The sequence below is a fragment of the Aquimarina acroporae genome, from assembly GCF_023195925.1.
Classification (GTDB): Bacteria; Bacteroidota; Bacteroidia; order Flavobacteriales; family Flavobacteriaceae; genus Aquimarina; species Aquimarina acroporae.
Map to the genome: position 1 here is coordinate 313,871 of NZ_JALPRE010000006.1, position 23,807 is coordinate 337,677.

At 34.5% G+C, this 23,807-nt stretch carries 23 protein-coding genes; 9 read left to right on the top strand and 14 right to left on the bottom strand.

Annotation, left to right across the window (positions count from 1 at the left end; translation table 11 throughout):
• Positions 1-24: 24 nt before the first annotated feature.
• The 3 genes from M0D21_RS09785 to rsfS form a co-directional block, all read right to left on the bottom strand.
• Positions 25-636, bottom strand: coding sequence for an LUD domain-containing protein (locus M0D21_RS09785; protein ID WP_248328894.1), 612 nt, complete (start codon positions 634-636; stop codon positions 25-27).
• 119 nt (positions 637-755) lie between these two features.
• Positions 756-2,711 (bottom strand): ATP-dependent zinc metalloprotease FtsH, encoded by a 1,956-nt coding sequence (ftsH, locus tag M0D21_RS09790; RefSeq protein WP_248328897.1) that lies wholly within the window; start codon positions 2,709-2,711, stop codon positions 756-758.
• Between the two features lie 13 nt (positions 2,712-2,724).
• Positions 2,725-3,096 (bottom strand): ribosome silencing factor, encoded by a 372-nt coding sequence (rsfS, locus tag M0D21_RS09795; RefSeq protein ID WP_248328899.1) that lies wholly within the window; start codon positions 3,094-3,096, stop codon positions 2,725-2,727.
• Positions 3,097-3,186: 90 nt separating this feature from the next.
• Here rsfS and M0D21_RS09800 point away from each other — a divergent pair, with 90 nt between their 5' ends.
• Positions 3,187-3,918: a biotin--[acetyl-CoA-carboxylase] ligase gene (locus M0D21_RS09800; protein WP_248328901.1), complete on the top strand. Its 732-nt coding sequence runs from the start codon at positions 3,187-3,189 to the stop codon at positions 3,916-3,918.
• Positions 3,919-3,920: 2 nt separating this feature from the next.
• On the opposite strand, the gene M0D21_RS09805 is transcribed toward M0D21_RS09800, so the two are convergent.
• Together M0D21_RS09805 and pyrE are read right to left on the bottom strand one after the other, a co-directional pair.
• A complete protein-coding gene (locus tag M0D21_RS09805) occupies positions 3,921-4,313 on the bottom strand; it encodes an SRPBCC family protein (RefSeq protein ID WP_248328903.1) in 393 nt (130 codons plus the stop codon).
• Between the two features lie 15 nt (positions 4,314-4,328).
• The gene (gene pyrE, locus M0D21_RS09810; protein WP_248328905.1) at positions 4,329-4,970 is read right to left on the bottom strand and encodes an orotate phosphoribosyltransferase; all 642 of its coding nucleotides are present in this window, start codon (positions 4,968-4,970) and stop codon (positions 4,329-4,331) included.
• 8 nt (positions 4,971-4,978) lie between these two features.
• Between pyrE and M0D21_RS09815 the strand changes: the two genes are divergently transcribed.
• Positions 4,979-5,587: an NUDIX hydrolase gene (locus tag M0D21_RS09815; protein WP_248328907.1), complete on the top strand. Its 609-nt coding sequence runs from the start codon at positions 4,979-4,981 to the stop codon at positions 5,585-5,587.
• Between the two features lie 24 nt (positions 5,588-5,611).
• A complete protein-coding gene (locus M0D21_RS09820) occupies positions 5,612-6,199 on the top strand; it encodes a hypothetical protein (RefSeq protein ID WP_248328909.1) in 588 nt (195 codons plus the stop codon).
• On the opposite strand, the gene M0D21_RS09825 is transcribed toward M0D21_RS09820, so the two are convergent.
• The gene (locus tag M0D21_RS09825) at positions 6,200-7,945 is read right to left on the bottom strand and encodes a M14 family metallopeptidase (RefSeq protein WP_248328911.1); all 1,746 of its coding nucleotides are present in this window, start codon (positions 7,943-7,945) and stop codon (positions 6,200-6,202) included.
• A 153-nt stretch (positions 7,946-8,098) separates the two neighbouring features.
• Here M0D21_RS09825 and M0D21_RS09830 point away from each other — a divergent pair, with 153 nt between their 5' ends.
• Genes M0D21_RS09830 through M0D21_RS09845 form a run of 4 tightly spaced genes read left to right on the top strand, consistent with a single transcriptional unit; the run spans position 8,099 to position 12,078 of the window.
• On the top strand, positions 8,099-9,697 hold the full coding sequence (locus tag M0D21_RS09830) for a SulP family inorganic anion transporter (protein ID WP_248328913.1): 1,599 nt from the start codon (positions 8,099-8,101) through the stop codon (positions 9,695-9,697).
• 41 nt (positions 9,698-9,738) lie between these two features.
• On the top strand, positions 9,739-10,479 hold the full coding sequence (locus M0D21_RS09835; protein ID WP_248328915.1) for a prolipoprotein diacylglyceryl transferase family protein: 741 nt from the start codon (positions 9,739-9,741) through the stop codon (positions 10,477-10,479).
• Entirely contained in the window at positions 10,469-11,863 is a 1,395-nt protein-coding gene (locus tag M0D21_RS09840) for a radical SAM protein (RefSeq protein ID WP_248328917.1), read from the top strand. Before M0D21_RS09835 ends, M0D21_RS09840 begins: the two co-directional genes overlap by 11 nt.
• Positions 11,860-12,078 carry a hypothetical protein gene (locus M0D21_RS09845; RefSeq protein WP_248328920.1) on the top strand — a complete coding sequence of 73 codons (219 nt, stop codon included), beginning with the start codon at positions 11,860-11,862 and terminating at the stop codon, positions 12,076-12,078. Before M0D21_RS09840 ends, M0D21_RS09845 begins: the two co-directional genes overlap by 4 nt.
• On the opposite strand, the gene M0D21_RS09850 is transcribed toward M0D21_RS09845, so the two are convergent.
• Positions 12,075-12,896 carry a class I SAM-dependent methyltransferase gene (locus tag M0D21_RS09850; protein WP_248328922.1) on the bottom strand — a complete coding sequence of 274 codons (822 nt, stop codon included), beginning with the start codon at positions 12,894-12,896 and terminating at the stop codon, positions 12,075-12,077. The two genes, M0D21_RS09845 and M0D21_RS09850, sit on opposite strands and share 4 nt — an antisense overlap.
• Positions 12,897-13,248: 352 nt before the next feature.
• On the opposite strand from M0D21_RS09850, the gene M0D21_RS09855 reads away from it, so the two are divergent.
• The gene (locus M0D21_RS09855) at positions 13,249-16,830 is read left to right on the top strand and encodes a T9SS type A sorting domain-containing protein (protein ID WP_248328924.1); all 3,582 of its coding nucleotides are present in this window, start codon (positions 13,249-13,251) and stop codon (positions 16,828-16,830) included.
• 52 nt (positions 16,831-16,882) lie between these two features.
• On the opposite strand, the gene M0D21_RS09860 is transcribed toward M0D21_RS09855, so the two are convergent.
• From M0D21_RS09860 to M0D21_RS09890, 7 genes are all read right to left on the bottom strand, one after another.
• Entirely contained in the window at positions 16,883-17,341 is a 459-nt protein-coding gene (locus M0D21_RS09860; RefSeq protein WP_248328926.1) for a GyrI-like domain-containing protein, read from the bottom strand.
• 91 nt (positions 17,342-17,432) lie between these two features.
• A complete protein-coding gene (locus tag M0D21_RS09865) occupies positions 17,433-18,626 on the bottom strand; it encodes a DUF1501 domain-containing protein (RefSeq protein ID WP_248328929.1) in 1,194 nt (397 codons plus the stop codon).
• Positions 18,627-18,637: 11 nt separating this feature from the next.
• A complete protein-coding gene (locus tag M0D21_RS09870) occupies positions 18,638-20,038 on the bottom strand; it encodes a DUF1800 domain-containing protein (RefSeq protein ID WP_248328931.1) in 1,401 nt (466 codons plus the stop codon).
• 122 nt (positions 20,039-20,160) lie between these two features.
• Positions 20,161-20,973, bottom strand: coding sequence for a hypothetical protein (locus M0D21_RS09875; RefSeq protein ID WP_248328933.1), 813 nt, complete (start codon positions 20,971-20,973; stop codon positions 20,161-20,163).
• A gap of 137 nt (positions 20,974-21,110) precedes the next feature.
• Positions 21,111-21,503 carry a VOC family protein gene (locus M0D21_RS09880; RefSeq protein WP_248328935.1) on the bottom strand — a complete coding sequence of 131 codons (393 nt, stop codon included), beginning with the start codon at positions 21,501-21,503 and terminating at the stop codon, positions 21,111-21,113.
• Between the two features lie 6 nt (positions 21,504-21,509).
• Positions 21,510-21,965 (bottom strand): pantetheine-phosphate adenylyltransferase, encoded by a 456-nt coding sequence (gene coaD, locus M0D21_RS09885; RefSeq protein WP_248328937.1) that lies wholly within the window; start codon positions 21,963-21,965, stop codon positions 21,510-21,512.
• 47 nt (positions 21,966-22,012) lie between these two features.
• Positions 22,013-22,990, bottom strand: a complete 978-nt coding sequence (locus tag M0D21_RS09890) for a D-alanine--D-alanine ligase (RefSeq protein ID WP_248328939.1) — start codon at positions 22,988-22,990, stop codon at positions 22,013-22,015.
• A gap of 278 nt (positions 22,991-23,268) precedes the next feature.
• Here M0D21_RS09890 and M0D21_RS09895 point away from each other — a divergent pair, with 278 nt between their 5' ends.
• The gene (locus M0D21_RS09895; protein WP_317250064.1) at positions 23,269-23,805 is read left to right on the top strand and encodes a PASTA domain-containing protein; all 537 of its coding nucleotides are present in this window, start codon (positions 23,269-23,271) and stop codon (positions 23,803-23,805) included.
• The last annotated feature ends 2 nt before the right edge of the window (positions 23,806-23,807 follow it).

Sequence of the window (23,807 nt, forward strand, 5' to 3'; positions counted from 1 at the left end):
TTGTTGTTTTTGGCTTCTGTTATATCATAAATCTTCCAGCAGGAGCAAATATAGATTTTTTGAACTACTTCCGTAGCTTAAGAAATCCTTTTCTTTTTGTGGTTCGAAGTCCTTTATAGTAGTAATGTTGGAAGGAATTGCATTTTTATTCTTTTCTTTTATACCTTTTAAACCTTCTCCGATACTTTTAACCAATTGGCTTGTAGCGGCTAGGATTATAAAATTGTCTGGTAATTCTGTAAGCTTCTTTTCTCTAAGTTGATTAGACGATACCAATATACCTCCGCTATCTGCGATTAGGTATTCGCAAGTACCAAAGAAGAAAGAAGCATTTGAGTTTTTGATGTACTTTAAGTTGAAGCCAGAGAATTTATGCTCCAAGCCAATATCGAAGCAACAAACTTCTTTTTCATACCAATCATTTTCCAATAGGATTTTATCAAAAGAATCTAAAACTTCATCATCATCATCGCAATACAGAAATTTACCACCATTCTTTTTGAAATTCATCATAAAGCTTTCATCGATCGGTAGATCAATTTCTGGCATATATTTACTGCGATCTTCAATATGACGTTCCTTACTCTTTTGGTCTGATTTAGATTTTGAGGAAAATATTCTTCTAAATAGACTCATTTTTCAGCTTACTATGATTCGGGAATTACAATTTTTACAGTATCTTCAAAGATAAAAAAAATCTTAACCTAATATTCTGTTAGGTTAAGATTTTTCAATTTACTTGTAAAAATAAATTTTTAAGAAGGCTCTATGATGATTTCTTCCTCTTTTTTTCCAAAGGGTCTTTCACCAAATATCTTTTCTAGATTGTCTTTAAAAATAACTTCTTTTTCTAGTAATACTTCAGCTAGTTCTGTAAGTTTATCTTTATGCTTTTCTAATAGATCAATAGCCCTTTGATATTGAGTCTCAATAATATTGGATATTTCTTTATCTATTAACTCACTAGTCTGCTCGCTATATGGCTTAGCAAAACTGTATTCACTTTGTCCAGAAGAATCGTAATATGTGAGGTTTCCAACTTTGTCATTAAGACCATATATGGTAACCATTGCTCTTGCTTGCTTAGTTACTTTTTCAAGATCACTTAATGCTCCAGTAGATATTTCATTAAAGATCACTTGTTCTGCAGCACGACCTCCAAGAGCAGCACACATTTCATCTAGCATTTGGTTAGGTCTTACAATAAGTCTTTCTTCAGGAAGATACCAAGCTGCGCCCAGAGATTGTCCTCTAGGAACAATTGTAACCTTTACCAAAGGTGCTGCGTGCTCTAGCATCCAGCTTACAGTAGCATGTCCTGCTTCATGAAAAGCAATTGCTCTTTTTTCTTCAGGAGTAATAATTTTATTCTTCTTTTCCAATCCACCTACGATTCTATCTACTGCATCTAGGAAATCTTGTTTGCCAACCGCTTTATTTCCTTTTCTTGCAGCAATTAGCGCAGCTTCATTACAAACATTGGCGATATCTGCACCTGAGAATCCTGGAGTTTGCTTCGCAAGAAACTCAGTATCTAATTCATTTTCAATTTTCTTAAGTGGTTTAAGATGAACTTCAAAAATTTCTTTACGCTCTCTTACATCTGGAAGGTCTACATAGATCTGTCTATCGAATCTACCTGCACGCATTAAAGCTTTATCTAAAACATCGGCACGGTTGGTAGCGGCAATAACAATTACATTGGTATTTGTACCAAAACCATCCATTTCTGTAAGTAATTGGTTAAGGGTGTTTTCTCTCTCGTCATTAGATCCAGAGAAATTGCTTTTCCCACGGGCTCTACCGATTGCATCAATTTCATCTATGAAAATGATCGCAGGAGATTTTTCTTTAGCTTGTTTAAAAAGATCTCTCACCCTAGAAGCACCAACACCAACAAACATCTCAACAAAATCAGAACCAGATAAAGAGAAGAAAGGAACTTTTGCCTCTCCAGCCACTGCTTTGGCAAGTAAGGTTTTACCTGTTCCAGGAGGGCCTACTAATAATGCCCCTTTAGGTATTTTTCCACCAAGTGATGTGTATTTTTCAGGATTTTTTAAGAAATCTACGATTTCTTGAATTTCTTCTTTCGCACCTTCAAGACCAGCTACGTTTTCGAAAGAGACTTTCACTTCGGTATTTTGATCAAAAAGTTTCGCTTTAGATTTACCAATATTAAAAATTTGTCCACCTGCACCTCCACCAGCGCCACCACTCATTCTTCTCATGATAAAAATCCATACACCAATGATAAGAGCAAAAGGCAATAGTGTGATTAAAATGTCACCCCAATAATTGGTCTCTGTTTCAAAAATTACTGATACCTTATTATTGTTTTCTGCTTCTAGTTTTGCAACTCGATTTTCAAAATTCTGTAAATCACCGAACTCAAATTGATAATCTGGATCACTCGGATTTACCGGTAAAAAAGACTTGTTCTTACTGCTTTTGTGTTTATCTAAATCCTTTGCTTCAGGAGTAAGATATACTTTGGCAAGTCTTCGATTTGTAATTACTACTACTTTTTCTACTTCGCCTTTACTTAAAAAATCTTCGAATTTATCAGGAGATGTGTTCGGAGCAGATCCTAATCCGCTTCCTCCCATGAAATTCAATACTAGAAAACCAATTATGATGATGGCATAAATCCAATATGCACTAAATTTTGGTTTCTTATTAGGTTCTGTTTTTCTATTTTCTTGAGCCATTTACGGTTTACTTTTAATAATTTGTTTCGATAACTGTTGTTTTTGCATCTCCCCAAAGACCTTCTATATCATAGAATTCACGAATGTGTTTCTGGAAAACGTGAACAACTACATGCACATAATCAATAAGTACCCATTCTGCATTTTCGCTACCTTCAACATGCCAAGGTTTATCTTTAAGTTCTTTACTTACAGTTTTTTGGATGGAATTAACAATTGCGTTTACTTGGGTATTAGAAGTTCCATTGCAGATTACAAAATAATTACAAACAGTATTTTCGATATCTCTAAGATCTAAAATATTGATGTCATTACCCTTTACTTCTTCAATACCTTTTATGATTTGAGTAATTAATTGATCGTTACCGATTTCTTTTTTAGTCATGCATTTTTTTAATTTGTGTAAAGTTATTACTTTTTATTGTTTAAATATCCGTATTTGTAGGACATTTATGAAACTTTTACACCTTTTTGTATGCATATAATCAAAGTTGATGCCATTGATTCAACAAATATTTTTCTTAGGAACTTAAATCGTGAAAAAAAGCTTAAAGAAGCTGTATGTGTTAGTGCTTTCGAACAACTTGCTGGAAAAGGACAAATGGGAACGGTTTGGCAAAGTAAGCCTGGTGAAAACCTGACGTGCAGTGTGTTTATGCCCATTGAAGGAATTGAAATGAAAGATCAATTTTATATTTCTATTGCTGCCTCATTATCAATATGTGACACTTTGAAGGATATTATGATTACAAAACTATCGATTAAGTGGCCAAACGACATTCTGTCAGATCGTTCGAAATTATGTGGTGTTTTAATTGAAAATGTAGTTAAAAATGGCAGACTTGAAGGTGCAATAATAGGAATTGGTCTTAATGTTAATCAATTAGAATTCGATAACCTTCCTCTAGCCGGTTCTATAAAACAGATTTTAGGAGCAAATTTTAACCTGGATGAAATACTACACACTCTTTTATTTCATTTAGAAAAAAGGTTTTATGATTTAAATTCGACCAATTTTGGAAAAATGAAGCAAGAGTATGAAACCTTATTGTTCAGAAAAAATAAACCCTCTACTTTTGAAGATGTAGAGGGTGTTTCTTTTGTCGGTATCATTCAGGGTACTACCCCAGAAGGTAAACTCCAAGTTCTATTAGAAGATGAAATTACAACCGACTTTGATCTTAAAGAGATTAAGCTTTTGTATTAAAATTAAAGCTTACCTATATTTTCGCTTAGTGTATTAATAAAGTTTTGAATAGGATTCTTTATCATCATAGACATCATAGCGTTAAATTGCCCTTCAAAAACAAGTTTTGTAGTACTTTTTCCATCTCCGGTATCTGCTATATCTGCAGATAAGGTAAACGGTAATTTATCACTTGCAGCTCCAAGGATTACTTTACTAGGTGCTATAGCTTCTTTTTGGTCTAATACCAGTTCTGGCATTCCTTTTAATTGAAACAAGAATCTTGAGTCACTAATTTTTTCAAATTTTTGCTTACTCTCTGGCATAAGTTGTTCAAAATTTTCAACCTTAGTTAAAAATTCAAATACTTCCTCTGCGGTTTTATTTACGGTTACCGTAGGGCTTTCTAAATTCATAATAATATATAATCGTTAAATATTCCATTCTGCCGGATTGGTTCTCCAGCCTTTTAAAGTTTCTAATTGTTCCTGGGTGATGTATTGAGTATCCAATGCTTGTTCCAGGAGGTTTTCATAGTTACTTAATGTATGTAATGATAGTGCCGCATTTTTAAAATTCTCATCTGCAATAGTGAAACCATAATTAAAAATGGCGACCATACCCATAACATTGGCATTAACCTCTTGTAAAGCCTTAACGGCATTGAGGCTACTTTTTCCTGTGCTAATTAAATCTTCTACCACAACCACATTTTTGCCTTCTGGGACAATACCTTCTATTTGATTTTTTCTCCCGTGTTTTTTAGGTTCTGGTCTAACATATATAAAAGGCAGGTTAAGTTGTTGTGCTACAAGCATTCCTATCCCGATAGCTCCTGTAGCTACTCCAGCAATAACATCTGGTTTACCATAAGTATCTTCGATAAACCTGGCGAGATTTTCTCTAAGGAAATTGCGTATTTCAGGATATGACAACGTTATTCGGTTATCACAATAGATAGGAGATTTCCATCCAGAAGCCCATGTAAAAGGTTCTTGCGGTTGTAATTTAATTGCATTAATTTGCAGTAATAATTCGGCAGTTTTTTTTGCTGTATTTTTGTCAAAAATCATAGTTGCAAATGTATAAAGTTTTTGTGAATAATACGCCTATTATTCTGTCTACAAAAAAGTCAATAGAGGGATACAAAAAAGTAGCAATAAAGGATGTTGATTTTCCTCTAATTATAAGAGATGTTTTGGCTAAAGAAGCTAATGGAGAAGAGGCAAAATATCATTTTTATCATAAAAGTGAAGATAAATTAATTGAGCATTTGTATGCTAAGCTACCTGTTGTAGTTGCAGGAGGAGGTAAGGTGTATAATAGTGATATGGATATTCTTTTTATAAAGCGTAATGGGAAATGGGATTTGCCCAAAGGTAAAATAGAAAAAAATGAACATATAGAAACCGCTGCCATACGAGAGGTAGAAGAAGAAACGGGAGTCGATGGTCTAGAAATCACCAAATTTTTATATAAAACCTACCATGTTTTTAAAAGAAATGGGGAGTTTCGATTAAAAGTGACATATTGGTTCGAAATGAAAACAGAATTCGATGGTAAATTGGTGCCTCAAAAAAATGAAGGAATTACCAAAGTACGATGGAAAAATAAACGTAAAGCCAAAAAAGCCCTTACTAATTCTTATGCGAACATAAAAAAACTATTTTCTCATGATTACTTGTCTTAAATAGTATTATAAATTTATATATGAATGTTTAGGTTTGTAGCCTTTTTTAAAATGTTGATTCTTTTCGTTTCAATTGGTGTTTCCCAAAATTCCTATTGTCAAAATGAAAAAATTGTTTTCAAGTATGGTTATGCGGGTGCACTCATTAATCCTGAATATCAAAAAATTGTAATAACTATTGAAAAGATAGATAGCTACTATGAAGTAATTGTTCATTTAGATAAGAATGGATTAGAAGAGTTGGCTATTAAAGAAATACTGAGAAACAGCCTTAAAACTGATCAAACTGGAAAGGATTCAATAAGGTTGATGGAGAAAATGCCTAGATCTAAGGTTTTGGACTATTCATTAGAAATTTCCGAGAATGAGTATTGGAGAATTGTAAATGCCATTAAGAAAATTAAACCCACAGAAATAGTAAACAGTCTTGGAAAAAACTACATCCATGGCTACAGCTGTGAAATTCAATACGGGGATGCTTTCGGACACATTAAATATAAAATTCATTCCCCCAAATTTAATGGTGAAAAGAGGGGGAACCCTAATTTTTCAAACGCCTGTAAGCTGATTTTAGAAATAGCTAATATTAAACCTAGAAAGGTTTTGAAATAATTATTTAGTTACTCTAAATATTGGATACCTCAAATGTGCTTCTTCGTAGTTGTTAGATTGTTTGTGTATCCAGTCTAATTGCGCATACCAATTGTTGGCAAACGAGCTGTCTTTTTTCTTTTCTTCAAACTTTAACCTTAATCCTTTATTTTGAAGTAGTAATTCTTTGGCTTTATCTTCCCATACATATGGAGAGAACCCTTCTTTTTGTTGTAAAATAGTATCAAAAAAATTCCAGTTAAAAAATGAGTCAGGAGCTTGGGGTTCTAGCGTTTCTAAAATATATCTAAAGCCTTTTTGCTTTGTTGGTACAATAATATCACCTTTCTTAAAGGTTACTTTTTTATTACTTTTTTTAACTAAAGTTCCGTAGTGTAAATAATGACCTTCATATGGAGTTTTTCTGGTTTTATAATCTGCAATATGGTACATTTCAACATCTACGACACTGTCTTTGTCAAAGGTTTTAAATTCAATCTGATTATTCTTCAAAATATCGATGATAGTCCACCAACCCTTTGGTACAATATATGCTTCGGGAACGTCGATCTCAATTGAAGGCTTGAAGTAATTTTGGTAAACAACCTCCTTGGCATAAGGAAGGTTTTTGTCGTATTTTAAACGTGATTTTCCTGTAATCTCACTTTTTATAAATTTTCCTTCATATCCTTTAAAGGTAAATTTCGTAGTTTTTGTACTGTCTGCCTTCCAATCCACAGTATAGGTCTTTTTGTTGTGCTGTTGGATAAATGTTTTCTCACGAAGGGATCGAATTTTGTTTCCATCTTTTTCTGTGATTCTAATCATAGATTCCATTAATTCATATGTCCCTTCTACTCTAGGTTTGTAAGGTTTTAGCATGTGCGTTTCCACCATCATTCCTAATGTGTTCCACAAAGTAGTATACCCCGTTGAATACCTTGGAGAATCCATAAATTGAGTCCATCCTTTATCAGGAGTAGTCCCCCAAACATTTACATATGGAGTGATATCCCATTTTTTTTCTTTTAGTAACGTTTCTAATTGAGGATGCATTTGGGTATTGAGATATGTTCCTAGTTCGCCGCCAAGTTTATTATGTTGTGTGAAAAGGTGAGTAAGGGTATATTGATAATCGGCTCCGTTGCTTACATGGTTATCTATAAAAACATCAGGTTGTACTAGATGATAAATTTTAGAAAATGTTCTAGCGTTTTTAGTATCATTCTTAATGAAATCACGGTTTAAGTCATAGTTCCTGGAGTTTCCTCTAAACCCATATTCTTTGGGGCCATTTTGATTTGTACGGGTACCAGAATTTCTGTTTAAAGCTCCACCGATATTATATATAGGTATAGCAACCAATACAGTGTTTTTAGGTGCTTCAATTTTACCTTGAACAATATCCCTAAAAAGTAACATTGTTGCATCTATACCATCACTTTCTCCAGGGTGAATCCCATTATTAATTAAAATAATCTGTTTATTTTTTCTAATTTTTTCAAAATTAAATTCTTGATCGGGATTTAAGGTAATTATATGCAGGGGATTTCCACTATCAGTCATTCCAATAGCTTCCATTTTTATTTGAGGGTAACTATTCGCTAGGTGATTATAATAAGCAATAACCTCTTCATAAGTTGGAGTTTCTGTACCACCGCTTTTTTCAAAAAGAGTTGTGAAATCGTAGTTTTTGGAAACTTCTTTTTTTTCGTTTGAACAAGAAAAGAGTACTACTAAACTAAAAAGAAATAAGATTTTTTGCATGATCGATGATGAATATGAAGGCCAAATATACTAAGATTTAAAAATTGTTAGTTTGCTAAAACGTTTTAGTTGTCGCTTCTATTGATATACCCTTGAATTTTGCTTGTTTAGCTACAAAATAAGCGTATTTTTGCACCCTCAAATACCATAACTATGACTGAGTTTGTAAGAAAGAGAGTGGCAAATGCCAAAAATGATATTTTATCTGGGTTAACAGTAGCACTTGCTTTGGTTCCAGAGGCTGTGGCGTTTGCTTTTGTGGCAGGTGTAGATCCATTGGTTGGTTTATATGCTGCATTCATGATTGGGTTAATAACATCGATTTTTGGTGGGAGACCAGGGATGATATCTGGAGCAACGGGAGCATTAGCAGTGGTAATGGTAAGTCTCGTTGCTGAAGGTAATGCTATGGGAGCCGAAGGAGAAAATCTAGGGTTATACTATCTATTTGCAACTGTAATTCTAATGGGAATCATTCAAATCCTAGCTGGAGTTTTTAAGCTAGGAAAGTTCGTTCGTCTTATACCACATCCCGTTATGATGGGATTTGTAAATGGGTTGGCCATTGTTATTTTTCTTTCTCAACTTGGTATGTTTAAAGAGTTTGTGAATGGAGAAAAAGTGTGGATGCAAGGAGCAGATCTTTGGTTAATGTTAGGATTAGTTCTATTAACCATGGCTATCATGTGGGGATTACCAAAATTAAAAGCTACCGCAAAATTACCCGAAGCATTAATAGGAATCATAGTGGTTTCTGCAATAGTAATATTAGGAAAGTTAGATGTGGCTACCGTAGGTAGTTTTATTAGAGATGGCGGAGGAGAAGGACTTAAAGGAGGATTGCCACAATTTCAGTTTGATATTTTTAATAAGGTACCTATGAACATGGAGACCTTAAAATTTATCGGGCCTTATGCCATAATATTAGCGGCTATAGGTTTAATAGAGTCTTTAATGACCCTTAACCTTATAGATGAATTAACCGAAACCCGTGGTAATTCTAATAGAGAATGTATGGCGCAAGGTGGAGCTAATATCATAACTGGTTTATTTGGTGGTATGGGAGGATGTGCTATGATTGGTCAATCTATTATTAATATTAAAGGCGGTGGAAGAACCCGACTTTCTGGTATAGTGGCTGCGGTGACTTTACTTATGTTTATTTTATTTGCATCTGGACTAATAGAACAGGTGCCTATCGCAGCATTAGTGGGTGTTATGTTTATGGTGGTAATAGGAACTTTTGCATGGTCTAGTTTTAGGATATTGAACAAAATACCTCTTACAGATGCAGTTGTTTTGATAGCAGTTTCTTCCTTAACCGTATTCTTTGATTTGGCGGTAGCCGTAATCGCAGGGGTAATTATGTCTGCTTTGGCATTCTCATGGGAAAACGCAAAACGTATTCGTGCGAGAAAACACGTTCGAGAAGATGGTACTAAGGTTTATGAAATTTGGGGACCTCTTTTCTTCGGAAGTATACAGGCTTTCAATAGCAAGTTTGATGTAAATAACGACCCAGAACGTGTAGAAATAGATTTTATGGAGTCTCGTGTGAGCGATCACTCGGCGTTGGAAGCTATTTGGACATTGGTAGGAAAATATGAAGAAGCGGGTAAAAAAGTAAAGATTAAACATCTTAGTGAAGAATGCCAAGCTTTAATGATCAAGGCTTCTCCAAGACTCGCAGGAGTTATTGAACATAATGTAGATGACCCAAGGTATCATGTGATGGCTAAGGTGATGAAATAAAAAAAATGTATATTTCGATATTTAATCGAAGACAATAATAAATGGATATTCCTTTTGAACCTAATATTTTTGGTGTTAAAGTGAATATCCATTTAATTTTGGAATATGCTGCATTTTTTGTGGGTTTTCGATATTATGTATATCTGCGAAAGCGTAGTACCGATCATATTTCTTCAAACAATCGTTTGTCTATAATTATTGGCGCTGTTTTTGGTGCCTTTCTTGGCTCCAGGATTTTCGGATTTTTGGAAAACCCTGTACTTTCAACAGGAGCAGAATATCTACTTTCTATCCTTAGTGCAAAAACCATTATGGGAGGTCTCTTTGGCGGTTTGTTAGGTGTAGAAATAGCAAAAAAAATCATTGGTGAAAAAGCTTCATCTGGAGACCTGTTTACTTTTCCTATTATCTTGGGGATTATAATTGGTAGAATAGGCTGCTTTTTGGCGGGAATAAATGAATTTACCTACGGTAAGGAAACTTTTTCGTTTTTAGGAATGGATCTTGGAGATGGTATAATGAGGCATCCAGTTGCGTTATATGAAGTTGTTTTCTTGATCCTTTTATGGTTGTTTTTAAAAAGGTTTCAGAACATAGCTAAAGCAGAATCAGGGCTATTATTTAAATACTTTATGACTGCTTATTTCCTATTCAGATTCTGTATAGAATTTCTTAAACCCAATATATTTTTGATACTTGGCCTTAGTAGTATTCAGTATTTATGTATCTTATGCATGATTTATTACTGGAAAACTATTCTAAAGCTATTTCATGCCCGTTAGAAATTATACCTATTACGATCATACACTAAGTTTATGTCCTACATGTCTTAAAAGAGTAGATGCTAAAATTGTTTTTGAAGATGACAAGGTCTTTATGCTAAAACGCTGCCCAGAACACGGTAGATCCAAAGTTCTAATCGCAGATGATGTAGAGTACTATAAAAATATTAGAAACTACAATAAACCTTCAGAATTTCCATATAAGTTTAATACAACTACCGACTACGGTTGCCCGTATGATTGTGGTTTGTGCCCTGATCATGAGCAACATTCTTGCTTAACGATTATTGAAGTTACAGATCGTTGTAATTTAACTTGTCCTACATGTTACGCATCTTCCTCTCCTAACTATGGGCGACATAGAACCTTAGATGAGATTAAGAAAATGCTAGATACCATTGTTGAGAATGAAAAAGAACCAGATGTAGTTCAGATAAGTGGAGGAGAACCAACTGTACACCCTCAGTTTTTTGAAATTTTGGATTATGCAAAACAGTTACCTATTCGTCACCTTATGGTAAATACTAATGGTATAAGAATAGCAAAGGATATTAACTTCACCCAAAAATTGGCAAAGTACATGCCCGATTTTGAGATTTATCTACAATTTGATTCTTTACAATCTAAAGTATTAGAAAAGTTACGAGGTGAAGATTTATTGAAGGTGAGAAAGCAAGCTATCGAAAACTTAAATCAATTTAATCTTTCTACCACTTTAGTGGTTACTCTAGAGAAAGGCTTGAATGATAACGAAATAGGAGGTATACTTTCATTTGCTACGCAACAAGAATGTGTTAGAGGAGTCACTTTTCAGCCAACACAAATCGCAGGACGATTAGAAGATTTTGATACACAAACCAACAGAATTACTTTAACCGAAGTAAGAAGAAAAATATTGGAGCAGTTTCCTGTATTCAATTCAGATGATCTTATTCCAGTACCATGTAATCCAGATGCTTTGGTAATGGGATATGCGTTAAAAAATAAAGATGGAATTTTACCGCTTACGCGATATGTAAACCCTGCAGATTTACTCAATAATGGTAAAAATACCATTGTATATGAACAAGACGAAGAGTTACATGAGCGTGTTTTAAAAATGTTTAGTACAGGCAATTCTGTTGAGAAGGCATCCGAAAATTTGAAATCTATCATGTGTTGTTTGCCAGAGATAGATGCTCCAGATTTAGGTTATGATAGTCTTTTTAGAGTGATTATTATGCAATTTGTTGATGCTTACAATTTTGACGTGCGATCTATAAAAAAATCTTGTGTACATATTGTAAATAAAGATTATAAAATTATTCCTTTTGAAACCATGAATTTGTTTTATAGGGATGATAAAAAGGAATATTTAGAACAATTAAGAAAGGAAACAGTATGATTACGAATTTAACTATACTTGAACCTGGCAACCTAGACGGGTTGATTTATTTAATACTTTTCATTCTTTTAGGACCACCAATATTTCTCGCTTTATTTGGGTTGTTACTTTATAAAACGAACAGCCGTAAAGCGGGTAAAATCTTTTTTATACTCGCAGGAGTATATCTTGTGGTTGGATTAGGGATTTGTGGAGCCTTACTTGCAGGATTTTAAATTCTTTCTAAAAGATACATGGTCTCGTTTAGTATTTCGGTTTTATCAGATATCCCTGAGTCTGGTGCATACTTTTTTGATAACTCAAATTCGTCGATATGTTCTTGTAATCTATACCCATCGATATTCTGAAAATAAGAATGAGGTATGGTTTGATGATTAAAGGAGTCATTAGTGTCATTATTACTGTCAAAATAATGAAGCAAACGACGATATACATCGGTTTGTTCTACTTCAGGAAGATAGGTTACACATCCCACTAGGTCTCCCGGCTTTTGGATAGCTTCGAATATTTTAAAAAGTTTATCCGTAGTTTTTCTACTTAAAAAGAAAAACACTCCTTCTATTAATATAAAAACGGGTTTTTTCTGTATCAAAGGGGTTAATTCATTGACGATATCCTCGACACTACCCTCATTGAAGTCCACTGCCGCATAATGAATATCCCTTGAAGGAAGGATACCTTCGCTAACCCAAGTATCTATTTTCTCCTTTTTATAATCAACTATATCTTGTTTGTCTATTTCAACAGTATTTACATTGTTATCAAATGCAAATTGATACATACTAAAACCGGACCCAAAATTTATCAGTGTTCCTCCATTATGCTTTTGAAAAAAAGCACCCATGCATTCATGAAAGTAACGATTCCTCAAAGAGTGTAATAGAGCTTCGTGTTCAGAAATACTTTTTACGATATCAGGAATTAAAGCATCGGTAGCAGGATTGTTCCATAATCTGGCATTTACATCTTTACTGATCTCTTCATGATAAGATCGGTATGTAGATACGACAAAAGCAGTTTCATGTATTTGCATAGCAGACAAGTTTAATAGTCATCCAATTTACATATAAACCGTAGATAACTAGATCACTGTTTAGTGAAATTTAACACTCAGCTTACAATTTAGCTGTAAAGAGATTAAAATTTTAATTGGTTCACCAATTAAAGCTCGGATACTCATAGCTCATTTACGAATTCTACTTTAGCAATTGCGAATTCTAATTTAGCGAAAAAAAGTTGTCTACAATTGATGATTTTTCTGCTTTGTATAAATATGTAAACAACTCATTACTAGGTATTTATGGTTAAATAGTTGTTTAATTATTTGAAAACCCTAAAACTCAAACAAGTGACAATCACTTTAATCTTATTAAACTAACCAAATCATGAAAAAAAACAGTATTCTTAAAACCTTATTTCAAAGAATCGTGTTCTTGACTATGATTTTTGCATCTACACTTAACGCAAAAGACATTTATGTTGCAAAAACAGGAAACGATTCAAATCCAGGTACAGCTGCTCAACCTTTTAAGACCATTGCCAAAGCATCTTCTATAGCTCAAGCAGGCGATGTTATTATAATAGGCGAAGGTACCTATGAAGAGACTATTAAGCCAGCAAGATCTGGAGTAGCTGGAAGACCGATTACATACATTGCCAAACAGGGAGATAAAGTCATTATCTCTGCGATGCAAGCGCTAAGCGGGTGGCAAAAAGACAGAGGAGCGATTTATAAGACAAAAGTAAATTGGGATCTCGGGCAAGAGAATTTCGTAATGAATGGTAATAACGCTATGGATCTGGCCAGATGGCCAAATAATACCGATGGAGATGTTTTTACTCTAAATTCAAAAAGAAATGATGGCGGAAGCGGTGCCAATGTGGTTAATGGAGCATATCTTACTTCTTCTCAAATACCAAATATCAATTGGAAAGGTGGTTCTGTATTTTTTTATGGAGATAAACCGGGTTCTGGTTGGATCGCCTGGAAGGCTTTTATTACTAGTAGTACAGCCGGACGTGTAAATTTTACATTAGACAAAAACCCTTCTTGGATCAGAACCTTTCATGCACCGGCAGATAAAGGTGATTTTTATCTCGAAGGTGTTAAAGGAGCGTTAGATTACCAAAATGAATGGTGGTTCGACAGTAGTACTAAAGAACTGTTTGTGCAAATACCAAACGGAGGAGCTCCTGCTAATGGAGTTATTAGTATGAGGAGAAGAACAGTAACTGTAGATTTAGCAGGAAGAAGTTATATACATATTAAAAACCTAGCCGTATTTGGTGGTAGTATAAACATGCCAAATAATACTGGGAATAATTTGATATATGGAGTTTCCTCATTTTATGGAAATCATACTTTAGGTGTTCAAAAAGGATTTTCGGCAAATAAGCAAAGTATTTTACTAGAAGGAAATAATAATGTTGTAGAAAAGTGTGAAGTAGCTTTTGGTGCTGCAAATGGTATCAAAGTTTCAGGGAATAATAATAAAATTCTCAACTCTAGAATTCACGACTTTAATTATATAGGTTCATATGATGCTCCTATAAATGCAAGGGGGGGGCGAAATACTACTTTTAAAGGGAATACCATTTTTCGAGCTGGAAGAGATGGAGTGCAATTTTTTAATAACAGTAGCGAGTTTGCCTATAATGATGTGTATAGAGCAAACCTCATCAATGATGATTGTGCCTTAATCTATACTGTAGGAGGCCCTCATAACGGTGAAATTCATCATAATTGGTTTCATGATAATGAAAGTCGTGGTCGATTGCGAAAAGCGGCAGCAATCTATTTAGATAATGATGCAGAAGCATTTTCTGTACATCATAATGTGGTCTGGAATATTGAGTGGACAGGTGTACAAATTAACTGGAATGGTAAGGATATAGATATCTTTAATAATACCTTGGTAAAGACCCAGGGAGGAGCAATGGGGGCTTGGCATAAAGCAGGAACGGCTTTTTCTAATGTTAAAGTATGGAATAACATTGCAGATGTAGAAACCGTAGACGATCCAACAACACAAGAGGATGAAGGGACTTTTGAAAGAGATGCAGATAAACAGAATAATGTAATTACCAAATCAGGGTTTTTAAATTATAACAATAATAAATTTAATCTCACGGCAAGTTCTCCGGCTGTAAACGCGGGAAGACAAATTTCTGGAATTACCAATGGTTATGTTGGAGCTGCTCCCGATGCCGGAGCATATGAATATGGCGGTGAAAACTGGGTGCCTGGAATCGATTGGAATCCTAATCTAGGACCCACAGGCCAAGGTTGTTATGGATTACCAGGAGAATCGTGTACAGTAGAACCTTCGAAACCGGTTGTGTCGTTTTCTACACCTGCAAATAATGCACAATTTGATCCGGGTAGTTCTATAGAAGTTGAGGTGAATGCAACCGATGCAGATGGAACCATTGCCTATGTAGAATTATTCATTAATGATGAATTTGTGCGCAGAGAAAACTTAGCTCCTTATGAGTGGGGGAAAGCAACTCAAAATGATCCAAAGCTTAAAAATTTGGCTGCAGGAGATTATACACTTAAAGCTGTTGCGTATGATAATGATGGAAAAAATTCTGAAACGACCATTAGTGTAAAAGTTTCAAATTCTGATCCTCAATATGGTGATAAAGTAAATTTTGTAAACGCTCCAACAACCATAGCTCCTTCAACTACATATACTTTTGACGTGAATTATGAGGCCTCTGCCGATAGAGAAATAGTAGTAGAGTTTTGGTCTGCTACCAACTGGATAGCACAAGAAAATATAATTGTTTCTAAAGGAACGGGGGTAAAACCTATTACCGTTAATTTGCCAAATCCTCCACAACCGGGAACAGGTTATGTTTATAAACTTCATATTAGACCTGTGGGCACCAACTGGCAAAATGCTATAGATAGAGATCAGGTTAACAATGTTACTGTACAGCAACCTTATGCAGATAAGGTGAGTTTTTCTGGAGCTTCAGCTAGTATAGTTCAAGCTAATTCCTACACCTTCAATATTAACTATGAAGCATCTGCCAATAGAGAAATAGTAGTAGAGTTTTGGTCTGCTACCAGTTGGATTGCTCAGGCAGATGTAACGGTATCTCAAGGTACAGGAGTGAAGCCAGTAACGGTGAATCTTCCTAATTTACCAAACCCAGGGAACGGATATATTTATAAAACTCATATTCGACCAGTTGGTACAACTTGGAGAGATGCATTAGATACAGATCAAGTTAGTGGAGTGGTTGTGAATTCATTAAATACTCAAATAATTCCTGATGGAACGTATTTTATAACATCTTCTGTAAATGACCAAAGGTTATTGTCACGAGCATTAGAGAATCATAGTGCAGTGATGATTAATCCAGGTAATTATGACGATCAAAAGTGGGAGTTTAAACACCTTTCCGACGATGTATATACAATTAAAAATATCGGGACCGGAAGATATTTAGAAGTGCCCTATGCCGCATGTGGAGATGGAACCAATGTCGCAACCTGGCTTAACGCTGCCGACGCTCATAAACAATGGAAGGTAGTACAAAATGGAACAGGTATTTATGGTTTAAAACCAATGCACTGTTTAAGTACAGGTTTAGACAGAGCAGCGGGAGCACAAAATGCAAATGTGCAGATATGGGGATATAGTAGTAGCAATACAAATCAGAAATGGAAAATTATTGAAGATCATACGTCTAGCAAAGCAGCAACAACAAGAGAAATTGCTAGTCTAAGTGATGATTTGTTTATTTATCCTAATCCGGTAGTCGAAGTACTCCATATCAAAAATCAAAACGCAAAAGCAGAAATTACCATTTTTGATATGTTGGGAAGAAAGATATTATCAAGAGTTACAAACGAAAAGAACGAAAGCACCTCAATTAATGTGTCTATATTAAATGATGGACTATATTTTCTTACTGTAAATGGGGGTGAGCCTATTAAATTCATGAAAGAATAGTTTTACAGTATTGGTTACTAAAAGGGGAGCTCATTTGAGCTCCCTTTTTTTTTTATTGAATTCCGACAAAAATATCTACTTCTGCATCTGTTGGGTCCATGGCTCTTTCGTCATAGACTTCAAAGTCAGTGGTATAAGTTCGGTTTAGGTCACTTTTCCAAATCTTAGCCCAAGTATTGGGAATAGCTTCTTTGGTGACATCTCCTTGAGCGGTAAATTTTGAATACACACCATTTTTTATCGAAGTACCTGTCATACCTTCTGGGATATTATCTAGGTTGCTTACTTTGCAGCCAACAATGGCCTTATAATATCCCGCAGCCCCATTTTCATAATCAGTATAAATACCAAAGATAGAATCTTCTAGTTTATTAGGAATTTTATGAATAATATCTTCATCCATAAACTTTTTCCATAAATTTTGAATGTCTAGTGTGATGTGCTGGTCTTCATTTCTGGTTCTTACTGAGAGTCCAATAACGTGAAACTCATTAATTGCTGTGGTTGTCATACTTTTTGTTTTTTTAAGATGAATACATCAACAAAAGTAATAGCAGGTAATGACAAAGGTATGTCAGTAGTAATTCTAATAATTTTAGAGATTAAATAAATTCCAGTTTTTTGAAATTCTGGTTTAAGATAGTATGATCTTTTACTTGTAGCCAGTTTCCTAAAATAGTAGCATATATACTTCTGAAATCTACAGTGAATCGTAGGTCCCCATTTTCATCCAAATTAGAAAGATTAGGAAGTTCATTATAAACCCCAGCTCTTTTAAGTGAACCTCCTATGGCAATTACATTGTTGGCTGCTCCATGATCGGTACCACGACTACCATTTTGTTTTACTCTACGTCCAAACTCAGAGAATGTGAGAATTAAAGTGTCTTTAAATCGATCATTCTTTTTTAAATCTTTTACCAACGCTCCAATGGCTTCAGAATATACTTTTAGCAATCGATCCTGGCTATTTAGCTGATTTACATGACTGTCAAAACCGCCTAGAGAGCTGTAATAAACTCGGGTTTTTAATCCCGAAACAATAAAATCAGCAATTGTTTTCAGATTTTTGGCAAACTTCGTTTGGGGATACTCAGTATCTGTGATGTAAATTTTTGAAGTTTCATGAATATACGATGCAGATGAGTAGGTTTCTAACATCGTTTTGTAAAGATACCCTTGATTATCTTCATCAAGCATTTCTTTATGGGCATGTCCAACTATGTCCTTAAAGAAAGGTTCTCTTGTTGTTCGATATAATTGTCTGGGGTCAGATACTGCGATACCATTAATGCTATTACCTTTAAGCGCAAGGGATAATGACGTATCTACTTCTATAGCTTGATACGGATGCTGGCAATTAGCATCCAGGTATCGGCCTACCCAACCTGTCGATAAATACTCATTGGTATTGCTTGCCGTTTGCCAGATATCCGTACTTCTAAAATGAGAACGATTAGGGTTCGGGTACCCTACATTATTGATAATTGATACTTCACCTTTATCATATAGCTCTTTTAAAGGCTTTAGATTTAAATTGAAAGCAAGATCATTGGTAATTGCCAGGGTCTGATCGCTTTTTTTGGCTATAGAAGGTCGTAATCGATGATAGATGTCATTACTAATAGGTATTATGGTATTTAGACCATCATTTCCTCCAGATAATTGAATAATAATTACATTTTTATACCCTGATAATTGCTCTGGGGACAAAAACTCCATTCCTTTTAAAAATGAAGGAACCAAAGTCATACCTGAGGCAAATACCGACTGTTTTAAAAAATCTCTTCTTCTCATTTTTTTAGGAATTAACAAAGTTGATATTCTGGAAGGCTCATTAGTTCGATAATGAAATTTTTGGTGTCTGTATGGTGTAGCTCGGAAACAGTTTTCTGAGCTGCTCTAGAAAGACTTGGCTGAATTATGAATTGTACCAAAGCATTTTTGTCTTTCTTTTCTAATTGATTTAAAAATTCTGTCCAACTTGGTGTGGCCTGCACTTTTTTCTGCAATTTAGACTTCATTTTGGAATACATTTCTTGACGTATCATAAGCACGCCTTCAGGCATGTCACCTTTATCTTGCCACTCAATTACTCCACTGTTTAAGATTAATGATGCTAGTTTTAATCTAAGCATTAACGTAGAATTATCGATCCATGCTTTTCCTCCAGGCCAACCAGCTACATTAGGAGGGAAAAATAACATTTGGTTAAGTTTACGCTGCAAATAGAGTAATACTTTGGGGTCTTTATAACCCACTTTAAGAGGTCTACTGAGGCCCACTAAAAGTTCTATGGGAGATTTAATTTTTACTCCGATATTTTTAAGATCGTAGAACCAAGTGCTTTTAAATAGTGTTTTTAAAACAGTGGTAAGATCATAATTTGATTCGTAAAAAGAAGTAGCTAATTCGTCAATATGTCTGTGATTAGGGATGTCATTTACAAAATAAGCATACAATTTTGCACAGATATACTTCGCTGTTTGTTTATTCTCTAGTAGAATTTTAATAACGTCTTCACCATTATAGTTTCCGGTAGTACCCAAAATGGTTTTTGTACCGTAGTCGTGATGTACTTTTCTAAACACAAAATCTCCATCTCGATTAAAATTCCAACCTGTAAAAGCTCTGGCAGCTTCTTTAATATCATGTTCAGTATAGCCATTATCTCTACCTAGTGTAAATAACTCCATAACTTCCCTGGCAAAATTCTCGTTAGGATGATCTTCACGATTTTGGCGATTATTCAGAAAAATTAACATCGCAGGAGATTTTGATACTGCCATGAGCATTGTTCCAAAATTTCCTAGCGCATGTTCCCTAATGACATTGTTTAGCTGTATACATGCTCGGGGTGTTTTTAAACGAACGGCAAAATGATCATGAAAAAATAGGGTTATCTTCTCTCGTAAAACCTCATTAGTGTCAATGAGTCTTTGTACCCACAATGTGTTGAGTTCTGTCATTTTACTATTTCGAAGTTTTCTTAGCTTTCTGCGTTCTTCTTGAGACAGGTCCTTTTTGTTCTTTACAAGTATTCCAAAATTCATTGACAAAGGAGCAGTTGAACTACTTTGATCAAATATTCTTTCGATGATTTCGTTTTTGGAGAGTCTTCGAACGATTTTTAATTCTTGGGGTAATATTCCAAACCCTGCTCGCCAATACAGATGTTGTATTTCCTTTTCTGAAAGTTGAGTACTCATAGTTAAACCATTTATACCTAAGACCGCGGTTTTGATAAAAGGTTTAATCTCACCCAAAAGTTATGGATTAAAAAAAGGCTTTTCATTCAGTGAAAAGCCTTTGGTCTACAGGTAAAAAGTTATTACTCGCATTTTATTTCACTCTTGACATTATCGTCTTTGGTGGCATCATTTTGCGTTGTGGTCTCTGTAAATAACACAAATTTATCAATGGCATGTCCTTTTGATCTTCCAGAAATTTCAATAGTGTAATCACCAGGGGTGTCAAACACTACGAAAATATCATGGGCATCATTATCACTGGTAGAAGATTGCCAATGCCATGTACTTGCTTTGTTCATATATATTTTAAACCATCCTTCTTTACTTGAACCGTTGGGAGAGGTATTTTGCTGCCCAGCACTTTCGGCAATAGGATCTAGAGTTGTATCATTAGGGTACACTATGTTACCGTTTCCTTTTTTTCCATAAAAATGCTTGGCATCAGGAATTCTTAACCAGGAGTCGTTATGTTCGGTTCCATTGGTTCCTATGCCAATGTAAGACCTCCAAATAAAGCGATAAGTACCTGGGTTCGCAATTCTGATTTTGTAAGTTAGTAAACCATTTCCTGGCTTGTTAAAAGCGTCATCCCCATCCCATATTAAATATCCTTCACCAGAAGAGTCTGCAATATCTTGGGTCAATTTCCATGAGCTTCCAGAAAAATTTCCATTTTCAGATTCGACAGTGAGTAAACCATCTTTTTCTATGAATACAGCAGTTGTGGCATTATCACACCCTCCATTATTTGGGTTTGTATCCGGAGTCGGAGTGGGGTCAGGGTTTGGATCTCCTCCGGTTTCATCGTTTACAGGATCATCATCTCCGCTACATGCAATTAGAAATGAAAATAAAAAGAAATAGATGGGGTACTTCAAAATTTTAGCAATCATTGCGATAAGTTTTATTTGGTTAAGGGTTTAAGTTAAGTATGAATTTTATGTTTCAAGAAGAAAAACGCAATACTTGTAAAATAATTACTTAAAAGTTATCGAAAATTTATTTGTAAGTCTATAGATAAGGGGTGCTTTTACTTTTTGAGTTCAAGTAAATCCCAGGTATTCCCGTAAAGATCTTCAAAAACTACAACGGTACCGTAGGGTTCCTCTCTTGGAGTTTCCAAAAAAGATATTCCTTTAGATTTCATTAAATTATATTCCTCCCAGAAATTATCTGTGTGTAAGAATAGAAATACCCGTCCACCACTCTGATTCCCAATTGCATTTTCTTGTTCGGTGTTTGAAGCTTTTGCTAGTAGGATAAAAGTTTCATTATCGTGAGAAGGAGCTATAAGAACCCACCGTTTTTCACTATCAATTTTGGTGTCTTCGATAAGTTTGAAATTAAGTTTTCCAACATAAAAAGCTATCGCTTCATCATAGTCTTTTACAATCAAAGAGAAAGCACCTATTTTTAGATTCATAATCGTTTATTTCACCTTTACCGTTTCTGGAACCAGACCCGTAACATCTCCTCCATTTCTAATTACATCTCTAACAATAGAAGAAGATATATAACTTTTACCAGAAGAAGTAAGTAGGAAAACAGTTTCAATTTCAGACATTTTCCTATTGGTATGAGCAATGGCCTTTTCAAATTCAAAATCTGCAGGGTTACGCAATCCTCTCAAAATAAAATTAGCTTTCTGTTTTTTACAAAAATCAACGGTGAGGCCTTTGTAGGTCATTACTTTAATTTTAGACTCACCTTTAAAAGACTGTTCGATAAATTCCTTACGCTCTTCAAGAGAAAACATATATTTTTTGTCGGCATTAATTCCAATTGCTATGATAATCTCATCAAATAGTGTTAATCCTCTTTCGATAATGTCATAATGCCCTAAAGTAATTGGGTCAAATGATCCTGGAAAAACGGCTCTTCTCATGGGTGACGAATGATTTGTAAGTAAAAATAAAAAAGCAAGTTACTAATTTATTTTTTTAAAGATTCCTCAATGGTATTGCTTAAAAGCTCTTTGATACTTATTCCTGCTGCCAACGCTTGTTGAGGTAAAATACTAGCTTCGCTAAATCCTGGATTTGTATTCATTTCTATAAAATGCGGTTCACCATTGTGAAAAATATATTCACTTCGTGAAAAACCACTCATTTTTAATATCTGATACACCTTAAGGGCAAGGGAATTTACTTTTTCGGTATCTTCTGGAGATAATCTTGCAGGTGTTATTTCCTGAGATTGCCCCATGTATTTCGCTTCATAATCGAAAAACTCATTTTCTGAAACAATTTCTGTAATGGGCAATACTTTATCTTCACCCTTATAGGTAATTACTCCTACAGATACTTCGGTGCCACTCAGGAAAGATTCAATAATAATCTCGTCATCTTCTTTGTACGCCACTTCGATTGCGGATAAAAGTTCTTCTTCTTTTTTGACCTTTGAAACTCCATAACTACTGCCGGCTTTATTAGCTTTAACAAAGCAAGGTAAACCTACTGTAGCTATAATTTCTTTGGTGTTTATATGATCGCCTTTGTTCAAGAAGTAATTTGTAGCAGTAGGTATACCATAAGGTTTTAATGTGCTAATACAATCACGTTTATTAAAAGTAAGTGCAGCTTGATAAAAATCACACGCAGTTTGAGGGATACCTATTAATTCGAAATATGCTTGAAGTAATCCGTCTTCACCCGGAGTACCATGAACGATGTTAAAAGCAACATCGAATGTTATTTTTTTGTTCTCTAAAGTAAGAGAGAAATCATTTTTATCGATGATATATTCTTGATTTTCATCATCTAAATAATACCATTTTTCCTGAGTTATAAAAATTCGAAACGGATTGTAGAGGTCTCTGTCAAGATGTTTATAAACCACATTTCCACTTTTAACCGAAATATCATACTCGCTAGAGTATCCACCCATTAAAATAGCTACGTTTTTATTCATGAAATGACTTTTGAAAGCAAAAATATCATTTATATGGTAAGAAATAAGTACTATTAAATTTAAAATTTTAGGAAACCAGTAGGAATTTTAGTTTTTCTTCTAGAATTGACTCATGATACACTTTTTTCTCGTATTATGGGTTTATAGGAATATGGAACATAAAATTTAAAAAGAGCAAAAAGCTTAAAACCTCCCGTTTTTATATATTTGTCCAAATTATGAACGTACTTATGAATTTTTTCAAGAGCCTCTTTAAATTTATTTACAGCAAAATATTTTTGATCCAGGTAGTTATAGCTATTGCAATGCTTGCAATATTGGCTTTCGTTGCTTTAGAATGGTTGGAGAGCACTACTAATCATAATCAGAGAATAGTAGTTCCTAGCCTTAGTAAAAAGACTTTGGATGAAGTTACTACTATCTTAGAAGAAAAAACTTTAAGATTCGAGGTTCAAGATTCAGCGAATTTTAATCCCGATTATCCTAGATATTCTGTTATAGAGCAAAATCCAGCCGCAGGAAGCGAAGTAAAGGAGAATAGAAAAATATACGTAACACTAAACCCATCGGGATATAGAAAAATAGAGGTTCCCAATGTAGTGCAAAGAACTCGACGACAAGCCGAACCTAAACTAATAGCTCTAGGGTTTAAAATTGGTTCAGTTACCTATAAACCGAATATTGCTCAAGATATGGTTTTGGAGTTAAGACATAATGGTAAAAGACTAGCACCAGGCACAAAGCTTATGAAAACTTCTACTATAGATTTGGTTTTGGGGGATGGTAAAACGAGTGCTATAAATCTTTCTAATTAGTT

Coding starts and splice junctions, on each gene's coding strand:
- M0D21_RS09820 (WP_248328909.1), top strand. CDS start 5,612: ATGTTTAGGTTTGTAGCCTTTTTTAAAATGTTGATTCTTTTCGTTTCA.
- ftsH (WP_248328897.1), bottom strand. CDS start 2,711: ATGGCTCAAGAAAATAGAAAAACAGAACCTAATAAGAAACCAAAATTT.
- M0D21_RS09785 (WP_248328894.1), bottom strand. CDS start 636: ATGAGTCTATTTAGAAGAATATTTTCCTCAAAATCTAAATCAGACCAA.
- M0D21_RS09815 (WP_248328907.1), top strand. CDS start 4,979: ATGTATAAAGTTTTTGTGAATAATACGCCTATTATTCTGTCTACAAAA.
- M0D21_RS09855 (WP_248328924.1), top strand. CDS start 13,249: ATGAAAAAAAACAGTATTCTTAAAACCTTATTTCAAAGAATCGTGTTC.
- M0D21_RS09805 (WP_248328903.1), bottom strand. CDS start 4,313: ATGAATTTAGAAAGCCCTACGGTAACCGTAAATAAAACCGCAGAGGAA.
- M0D21_RS09845 (WP_248328920.1), top strand. CDS start 11,860: ATGATTACGAATTTAACTATACTTGAACCTGGCAACCTAGACGGGTTG.
- rsfS (WP_248328899.1), bottom strand. CDS start 3,096: ATGACTAAAAAAGAAATCGGTAACGATCAATTAATTACTCAAATCATA.
- M0D21_RS09835 (WP_248328915.1), top strand. CDS start 9,739: ATGGATATTCCTTTTGAACCTAATATTTTTGGTGTTAAAGTGAATATC.
- coaD (WP_248328937.1), bottom strand. CDS start 21,965: ATGAGAAGAGCCGTTTTTCCAGGATCATTTGACCCAATTACTTTAGGG.
- M0D21_RS09880 (WP_248328935.1), bottom strand. CDS start 21,503: ATGAATCTAAAAATAGGTGCTTTCTCTTTGATTGTAAAAGACTATGAT.
- M0D21_RS09850 (WP_248328922.1), bottom strand. CDS start 12,896: ATGCAAATACATGAAACTGCTTTTGTCGTATCTACATACCGATCTTAT.
- M0D21_RS09825 (WP_248328911.1), bottom strand. CDS start 7,945: ATGCAAAAAATCTTATTTCTTTTTAGTTTAGTAGTACTCTTTTCTTGT.
- M0D21_RS09830 (WP_248328913.1), top strand. CDS start 8,099: ATGACTGAGTTTGTAAGAAAGAGAGTGGCAAATGCCAAAAATGATATT.
- pyrE (WP_248328905.1), bottom strand. CDS start 4,970: ATGATTTTTGACAAAAATACAGCAAAAAAAACTGCCGAATTATTACTG.
- M0D21_RS09840 (WP_248328917.1), top strand. CDS start 10,469: ATGCCCGTTAGAAATTATACCTATTACGATCATACACTAAGTTTATGT.
- M0D21_RS09865 (WP_248328929.1), bottom strand. CDS start 18,626: ATGAGAAGAAGAGATTTTTTAAAACAGTCGGTATTTGCCTCAGGTATG.
- M0D21_RS09890 (WP_248328939.1), bottom strand. CDS start 22,990: ATGAATAAAAACGTAGCTATTTTAATGGGTGGATACTCTAGCGAGTAT.
- M0D21_RS09870 (WP_248328931.1), bottom strand. CDS start 20,038: ATGAGTACTCAACTTTCAGAAAAGGAAATACAACATCTGTATTGGCGA.
- M0D21_RS09800 (WP_248328901.1), top strand. CDS start 3,187: ATGCATATAATCAAAGTTGATGCCATTGATTCAACAAATATTTTTCTT.
- M0D21_RS09875 (WP_248328933.1), bottom strand. CDS start 20,973: ATGATTGCTAAAATTTTGAAGTACCCCATCTATTTCTTTTTATTTTCA.
- M0D21_RS09860 (WP_248328926.1), bottom strand. CDS start 17,341: ATGACAACCACAGCAATTAATGAGTTTCACGTTATTGGACTCTCAGTA.